The following is an 8165-nucleotide window of genomic DNA, read 5'->3' as shown; positions in this document are numbered from 1 at the left end:
ATAAAGCACAGAAAAAAGTATATAAAAGTGCATCATATTTCTATCCTTATATACCTGCCTCGCTCAGTCGCTTACAAAAAGATATATAATTTCTATGTATATTTCTATCTTATATACCTGTCTCCAAGTATTCGTTTTTACAACAACACAAATGTAAAATGGGATTTAATTATTTGTTTTGTTGGACTTTTGTTGGACTTACAGTGTTAAGGTGCTTGTGTGGAGATAAGTCAGCGATATATGTTGGAAATCTGATTATTTCCGGGCTAATAATTTCGATTTAATTATGAGGGAGAGATATTATGAAAAATAAGATGGTAATGTTAATCACTGTATTGACAGTATCCGCTGCCGGCGTTATGGGATGCGGCAGCACAGCAGGTGCACCGGTTGAGCCTGAAGCCCAGGAAACTTCAGAAGCGGCTGCTGCAGAGATTTCTGATGAGGACGTGGCTCAGGCAGATGCTGTTGAAGCTACTTCTACATCAGAGGAGGAAAACACAGTTGGAATGGCAAATCCATGGGTAGAGATCACAGAGGGTGAGGCTCAGGGATGTTGCGACAGATTGTTCAAAGCTCCCGATGGTGCGCAGGATCAGGTTTGGATGAAGTGCGAAGAACTTGGTGATCCTGATAAGGGTATCGGGCCTTTGATTCAGCTTAGTTTTTCTCTGGATGACATGAATTTTACAGCAAGAGCTCAGCAGGGTGCGGCAGAGGATGCAGATATCGCAGGTAACTACGTAGAGTGGACAGTAGGCCCCGACGAAGTGACAATGGCTAACTGGGGTGGAGGAAACATGATCGGCAAAACCTATCGCAGCGTAAACGATACTGGTTATGTTGACATGATCACCTGGTATGATATGGAGATAGGAATAGCATATTCCCTTTCAGTTGCTGCAGCAGACCTTGATGGATTTGATATTCAGGCTATAGCTGAGCAGATGTATTCAGAGGACAATGAACCCTTTACGAATATGCCAAACGATTTCCTTGAGGAGCAGTCAGGAAAAACTTCTTTTGAATCCTATGATGAAGTTATTTCTGAGCTGACTGAGGGACAGGGATATGCTTACATTAAGCTTACCGGTTACGAGGATGAGCTGCTTGCAGTAACTGATCTTGTTTTTGAGTATGATCACTCTGCATATCAGGCTTCTATCTATGGCAAGCTTGATGGTGAGGTAGTATATTTTGGTCAGGTTACCGGCAATGGTTCAGCTTGTCCGCTCAGAATTGAGGATGGCAGAAGGATATGATCTCAGATGGTATTGATAGCGGAGCCAATGAATTCAGCGGATTCACAAGAGAAAACAATTCTTATGAGGATACTTTAGAATATACCGGTGGCCAGGAGGAGTTCGACAAGCTCATGGCTGAGAGAGAACATAAGCCCATTATTGAATTCACACCCATTGGTGAATAATTATAAAAAGCGAACATAAACAGGCATTACTTAGAGAATAACCCTCTCTTAAGAGTATATGCACCGGGGCTATCCATTTAGCAATAATATTGCTGTATGGATAGCTTTTTTAATGGCCAAAAGCACCCAATCTGTGCATTTTAGACAAAATGTTTTAAGTAAAACCATGAAAATAATCTAAATGCGGAAAATGAATTGACTGGTTTAATTATCGTAATATTATAATGTTATAACATTTGAAAGAGCGGTATACCATCTTAAATAAATTGAAATACACACACAATAGGAGGATTGAAATGAAAAGGGAACTAATAGCTTATGCTCTTGGTACAGCTATTTTGGCGGGTGCTCTGACAGGCTGCGGATCATCTAATGCAGGTAGTACAGGTGCAAATGATGGAGCAGCCGTTTTAGGAGCAAAAACCGGAACAGTAGAATTATGGAATGACAAATTAAATAATACAGATCAGTCAGCGATAGATGAGCTCACGGAAAGCGCATCCTCTCTAAGCGGAGTTAACGTATCCTGCGTGGCTTATCCTGACACAGCTTCTTACCAGACAGCACTTCAACAGTCAATCACAACGGCTGACGCACCGGGGCTTTTCACCTGGTGGAGCGGCCCGCAGCTGATGACACTTGCTGAGAGCGGAAATCTGGCAGATCTGACTGATATATGGAATGAATATGTTGTTCCTAACGGTGTTGCAGACAGTGTTAAAGACTCACTTACATACGATGGCAAAATCTATGCAGTACCCTACAGCATAATCTACAACATGATCATCTATAACAAAAATGTATTTGCTGAAAACAACATTGAAGTACCTACCACCTTTGATGAGCTTTTATCTGTATGTGAGACTCTTAAGTCAAAAGGCATCACACCAATCGCACTTAAGAATGACAGCTGGGCAGGATTTATCTGGTTCCAGGCGATGCTGGCTGCTTATGATCCGGATCTCTATCAGGGCGTTTGCGACGGATCCATAGCCTATACGGATGATAAGGTTGTTGAAGTAATGCACATCTGGCAGGACATGATTGATAAGGGATATTTTTCAGAGCCCATGCAGATAACAGACATGGATAAATCCCTTGCAAACGGAACGGTTGCCATGATGCTGGAACCTAATTATGAATGCAAAAATCTGACCAATGATTATGGCATGGAGCCCGAAGAAGATATGAGCGTATTTGTTGTGCCTTCCATGAATGGGGAAAAGAGCATTATCTTTTATGAGATCGCACCTCTTTGCGTAGCTGAAAACAGTGATGATAAGGACTCTGCCAAGGAAGTTCTTAAGAGCTGGTACACAAAAGAGAATCAGACAGTATTCACTAACGTAACAGGATTTTTGTGCACCAGCCAGGTTGTAAGTGAAAATGCGACTTCTAATCAGATGGTTTCACTTACTCAGGACGACAGCAAATATGAAATGATGCTTCGCTACTACGAAAACACAAATGATGCAATAAGGGATGTTGCACTGGATGAGCTTATGAAATTCGAAACAAAGGCAGCTACCGCAGATGATATTTTACCAGTAATTCAGAAGAAGGCTGATGAAGTATTCGGACAATAAACTAGATCACAAAACGGACTTTAGGCGGGGGACATAAGGTCCCCCATCCGTTTGTATGATCACGGAGGAGATGAGAATTATATGGCTTTTAAAGCTGGCCAAAATAAAGAAAAGTCAGTTATAAGGGATTATTTATATATCGCACCGGCTGTTTTACTGGTAGCAATATATTTTATATCTTCAATTCTGTATACATTTTTTCTTAGTTTCCATGACTGGGATGGCGTTAATCAGATGATGTTCTGCGGAATAGATAATTACAGATCACTTTTTTCGGACAGTAATTTTCTGATATCCGTTGGAAATACACTTATTTGGGTAGTGTCTTCGCTTGTGATATCGGTTTTACTACCGCTGTTACTGGCAATTATGATAACTAAAAGCTCCTTTTCGAAGCTTTTTACCAATGTCTTTTATTTTCCTACTGCCATTTCTGCCACAGTAAGCGGAGTAATCATGGCCACACTTTTGTCTACCTATGGAATTCCTTACCTTTTTGGACTGATGGGGCATCCTGAAATGGTAAAGGACTGGCTTGCCGTTCCCTATGTAAATACTTTTGTAATGATACTGACGGGGATCTGGCAGGGCATTGGACTTAACCTGGTTTTATATGTGGCTGCTTTCAGAAATGTGGATCTTTCGCCTGTTGAAGCCGCCATGATAGATGGAGTAGGCGCAGTAAAAATGTACACAAAAGTGATACTTCCGTTGATAAGACCGACAATCATTGTGGTACTTCTAATGTCACTTGTAAACAGCTTCAAAGTATTTGATGGCATCTGGGTTATGACAAAGGGAGGCCCATATCGCTCATCAGAAACATTGGCACTTACAATGTATGAGGAGAGTTTTATCTATAACAGATACGGAAGAGGCGCTGCAGTAGCTATAGTCTTAACGGTAGTCATTCTTATCGTTTCATACTTTAACCTGAAAAATACATTTAGAGAAGAATAGAGGTACTGCCGGATGAAAACAACAAAAAGAACTAAGATTATATTTAATGTTATTTTATCGATAATATCGATTATATGGATGTCTCCCATATTCTTCGTTTTTCTGAATGTTTTTAAGACGAAGCAGGAGTACAATCTTGGATCCTTATGGGCTATGCCGCAGGGAAATTATCTTTTGGAAAACATAAAAACACTGGTGAGTAACCGTGTGTTGCAATCACTTATGGTTACATTGATATATGCCCTTAGCGGTGCGATTTTGGCGGTTATCATTGCTATGTTTTCAGCCTATGCACTTACACATCTTAGGATAAAGCAAAAGTTTTTCTGGTTCATAATGATATATTGCGGAACAATTTTTCCGTTTCAGGTATATTTGATTCCGATTTTCAAAGCATATCAGAAGATTGGATTGTATAATACTCGTATAGGAATGATCATTTTTTATTGTGCCATCTGCATTCCTTACAGTATGTTTGTTTTCAGGAATTTCTTCCTGGGAATAGACAGGGAGTTGTGCGAATCTGCAAGAATCGAAGGGGCTTCGGAGTTCAAGATTTTAACAAGAATTTTTCTCCCGATGTCAACGGCGCCGGTGGCGATTGTATTTTTATCACAGTTCACCTGGTGTTGGAATGATCTGATGTTTGGACTGACATTTACAAAATCTGAGGAAACGCGTCCAATCATGGCAAGCCTGTCTATGATAGGCGGAGGTAATCCTCCTGCACTGTTTGTAGCCTGTATTGCCACATCACTTCCGACTCTGATACTCTTTTTCATTTTAAATGGAAAATTTCAGACCGGATTTGCTTATATGAGTAAATAGTTAAAGAGGAGTATAGAAAAAATGTCAGAAAAAATTTGGGATGTATATCTGATACACCACTCACACACTGATATCGGATATACAGAAAGACAGGATAAAATCACAAGATATCATTATGATTTTATCAGGCAGGCAATCGAGCTTTTGGACCTCATGCACCAGCAGCAAAAGCCTGAATATCAGGGATTTGTATGGCAGTGTGAGAATTTTTGGCAGGTAAAACAGTTTTACAAATTTGCGGATGATGAATTAAAAAATAAATTTGAGGCCTATGTAAAAAGTGGAGAGATCGGTCTTTCCGGAAATTATCTAAATATGACTGATCTGACTCTGGAAGCTGCTTTTTGCGATGTTATGAAGCAGGTGGAGGATTATGGAAAAAGAATAGGTCATACCATTATGGCAGGTATGAGTGCAGACATCAATGGTCTGGCCTGGGGATATCCGGAGATTCTGCACAGATACGGTATTAGGTATTTTTATACAGCATTACATCCTCATCACGGAATGTTTCCGCTTTATAAGAAAACATGCCCCTATTACTGGGAGACTGAATCCGGAAACAGGATACTGATGTGGAATGGTGATCATTATCATCTTGGTAATGAGATGTTCTTAGTACCGCATGCAGGTTCCGATTACACATTTCATGATGAATATACGGATGGCCTCAGAAATAATTCTGTTTTAAATAAAGATTCAGATTCACTTGAGCAAAAGGAATTGGAGATCTGTACAAAACGCATTGGGCGATACCTTGATAATCTGGAACAGGAGGGGTATCCCTATGATCTTGTTCCATTCATGGTATCAGGTGCTATTACAGACAATGCTCCGCCAAATATTGAAATAGCAAGAAGGGCCCACAAATTAACAGAACTTTTCGAGAGTCGCATTCGCTTTAAAATGGTTACCCTGGAGCAGTTCTTCGAGCAGGTTGAAAAGCGATGCACCAATATTCCCACCTATAGAGGAGACTTCACAGACTGGTGGGCTGACGGTGTTGGTTCTACGCCTGCTGCTACAAAAATATATCTTGATGCTGCAAGAAAATATGATCTGTGCAAAAAACTTGATCCAGATAACATGGTCGTTTCAAATGAAGACATGCTAAGTGCTGCGGAAAACCTGATGCTTTACGCAGAGCATACCTGGGGGTATTCCAGCAGCGTATCAGAACCTTGGGATAGTATGGTAGAGTCTTTGGAATACAAAAAGACTGCCTATGCAACCAATGCTAACACAGCAATATCAAAGGGGCTTGATGATATCATGGCGGATATGGGAGAGGTGTCGATTCGTCAGGATAAGCCACAGCGTTATATTATTAAGAATCCACATAATCACAGACTTAGAACGAGCTGCTATCTGTATATCGAGTTTTGGGAATATATAGACGGGGTGTGCTATGATGCATCAATGCCAATAGTTGTTACAAACAGCAAAACCGGTGAAGTGCTGAAAAGTCAGGTGAAAGGAATTGCCAGAGCCACGCAGGTAGAGGTTGAAGTGGATTTGGAAGCAGGCGAGATGATCCTCGCAGAGCTTCATCTGGCAAATGATGAAGAGCTTAAGGAAAACACTGTAAAAAATCACGCTCATATAGGTGCAGATGGTATAGAAGATATACTTCAGGATGTACGAATAGATGAATATCAGATTGATACAGAATACTTCACCATCAGATTAAATGAAAATAAAGGAATCGAAAGCATTGTATGGAATAAGGATCAGACAGAGCTCATTAGGTCTGACAGTGAGCTTGCTCCTTTTTCCGGAGTGTACGAAATAACGGATATCGATACGACCCCCTGTGACGTGAGACGTCGTATGGGAAGAAATCGTAAATCTTGTGCGACACACAGATATTTAAGCAAACTAAGAAACAGAAGAATAGTTGAGGATGGTCCTGTTTACAGTGCTATAGAATTGGATTACGAGCTTATGGGAACAGGGATTTACACAATTTTTCTTAAAGCTTATGCCGAATTACCCAAACTTGAGTTTAATGTTCGAATCCATAAATCCAGCAGGTGGGAGCCTGAAAATCTCTATATAGCACTTCCTTTTACTGCAGGAAATGACAACAGCTTTTATGTAAACAAAACCGGCTGCATAATCAGACCGGGAATAGATCAGCTGCCGGGAACCTGCCAGGACTTTTATCTGATTCAGAACACCATGGCTTGGAACAGTGGTGATAAAACAATTGCGCTAGTTACGAAAGATGCGCCGCTTATCGCACTTGGGGATTTACAACCAAGAAGGATTGTGCTTTGCAATCAGGCTGATGAAAAACGCAACAGAGACCAGGTTTTTTCCTGGCCTATGAATAATTTCTGGGAAACAAACTTTAAGGTTAGTTTGGGCGGCTTCTATGAATTTCGCTACACGTTAATGGTAGAAGAAAAATGTGCTGTCGCAGATGTTTTTGAGAAATGTGAATCTGAAAATGAAGGAATACTAACCGGATATGCAGAATAATAACGAGTGCTGCCTGTTGTTTGACGTTGGTGGAACAGGCATAAAAGTAGGTGTTTACGATACTTTTGGAGAGCTGTCTGATGAGCTGCAGGAATACCCCTCGAAGGCGGAAAAAACAAAAGAAGAAATCTTTGATAACTTTTATAAAATAATCCTAGAGCTTAAAGGCGATAAAAAGCTCACTAAGATTGGCTTTGCGTTTCCCGGTCCTTTTGATTTTGCTAATGGAATAAGCCTGATGAAGGGGATAAATAAATACGATGCTATCTATGGGATTTCTATAAGAGACGAGCTTTTAAAGCGTGATAATAGCTTTGCAGAGACACAAATGCTTTTTTTGCATGATATAGAAGCCTTCGCACGTGGGTGCTATAGCTGCGGAGAAGCCGCTGATTATGACAGTATTATGTGCCTTTGCATAGGAACGGGCGCAGGCTCTTGTTTTATAAAAAATGGGCAGGTTATCAAATATTCTGAAAAAGGTGTTCCGGATAACGGATGGATATATAATACGCCGTTTCGTGAAGGTATTATAGATGATTATGTGTCAGTCAGAGGGTTAAGCCACCTGACACAAAGATCTATTGGTGAAGATATTGACGGATATGAGCTTTACCTGAGATGCCTTTCAATGGACCCGGAAGCACTGAGAGTTTTTGAAGCATTTGGAGAAATTGTTGTCCAGGCAATTGCGCCATTTATTGAGGAGTTTAAACCTGAGGCATTTATACTTGGCGGACAGATATCTAAAAGCTTTGCTTTTTTTGGTGGCCCACTAAGAAAGCTTCTTAACAGAAGAAATATCAGAATCATTTTGGAGGGAAATACTTCGAAACGCGCTATGCAGGGGCTGCTTGCAGAAATGAAGACACTGTAGA

Annotated in this window: 7 protein-coding genes; all 7 read left to right on the top strand. The window is 40.6% G+C overall.

All coding sequences use genetic code 11. The features are described 5' to 3' along the window. Nucleotides 1-302: 302 nt before the first annotated feature. The 7 genes from G603_RS0115165 (at nt 303) to G603_RS0115135 (ending at nt 8164) form a co-directional block, all read left to right on the top strand. A complete protein-coding gene (locus tag G603_RS0115165; RefSeq protein WP_026670755.1) occupies nt 303-1262 on the top strand; it encodes a hypothetical protein in 960 nt (319 codons plus the stop codon). Beyond that, on the top strand, nt 1259-1429 hold the full coding sequence (locus G603_RS22485) for a hypothetical protein (RefSeq protein ID WP_155832694.1): 171 nt from the start codon (nt 1259-1261) through the stop codon (nt 1427-1429). The genes G603_RS0115165 and G603_RS22485 overlap by 4 nt, the downstream gene beginning before the upstream one ends. 296 nt (nt 1430-1725) lie before the next feature. Further along, nucleotides 1726-3015, top strand: coding sequence for an ABC transporter substrate-binding protein (locus tag G603_RS20655; RefSeq protein WP_051207961.1), 1290 nt, complete (start codon nt 1726-1728; stop codon nt 3013-3015). 81 nt (nt 3016-3096) lie between these two features. After that, nucleotides 3097-3975, top strand: a complete 879-nt coding sequence (locus G603_RS0115150) for a carbohydrate ABC transporter permease (RefSeq protein ID WP_026670754.1) — start codon at nt 3097-3099, stop codon at nt 3973-3975. A 12-nt stretch (nt 3976-3987) separates the two neighbouring features. Further along, entirely contained in the window at nt 3988-4803 is an 816-nt protein-coding gene (locus G603_RS0115145; protein ID WP_026670753.1) for a carbohydrate ABC transporter permease, read from the top strand. Between the two features lie 21 nt (nt 4804-4824). Further along, entirely contained in the window at nt 4825-7287 is a 2463-nt protein-coding gene (locus G603_RS0115140; RefSeq protein ID WP_026670752.1) for a hypothetical protein, read from the top strand. Beyond that, nucleotides 7277-8164: an ROK family protein gene (locus G603_RS0115135; protein ID WP_026670751.1), complete on the top strand. Its 888-nt coding sequence runs from the start codon at nt 7277-7279 to the stop codon at nt 8162-8164. Before G603_RS0115140 ends, G603_RS0115135 begins: the two co-directional genes overlap by 11 nt. The last annotated feature ends 1 nt before the right edge of the window (nt 8165 follow it).

Source organism: Butyrivibrio sp. AE3006 (assembly GCF_000424165.1).
Taxonomy (GTDB): Bacteria; Bacillota; Clostridia; order Lachnospirales; family Lachnospiraceae; genus Butyrivibrio.
The sequence above is the reverse complement of the archived record's forward strand: the minus strand, read 5'-3'. Positions and strand labels throughout refer to the sequence as shown.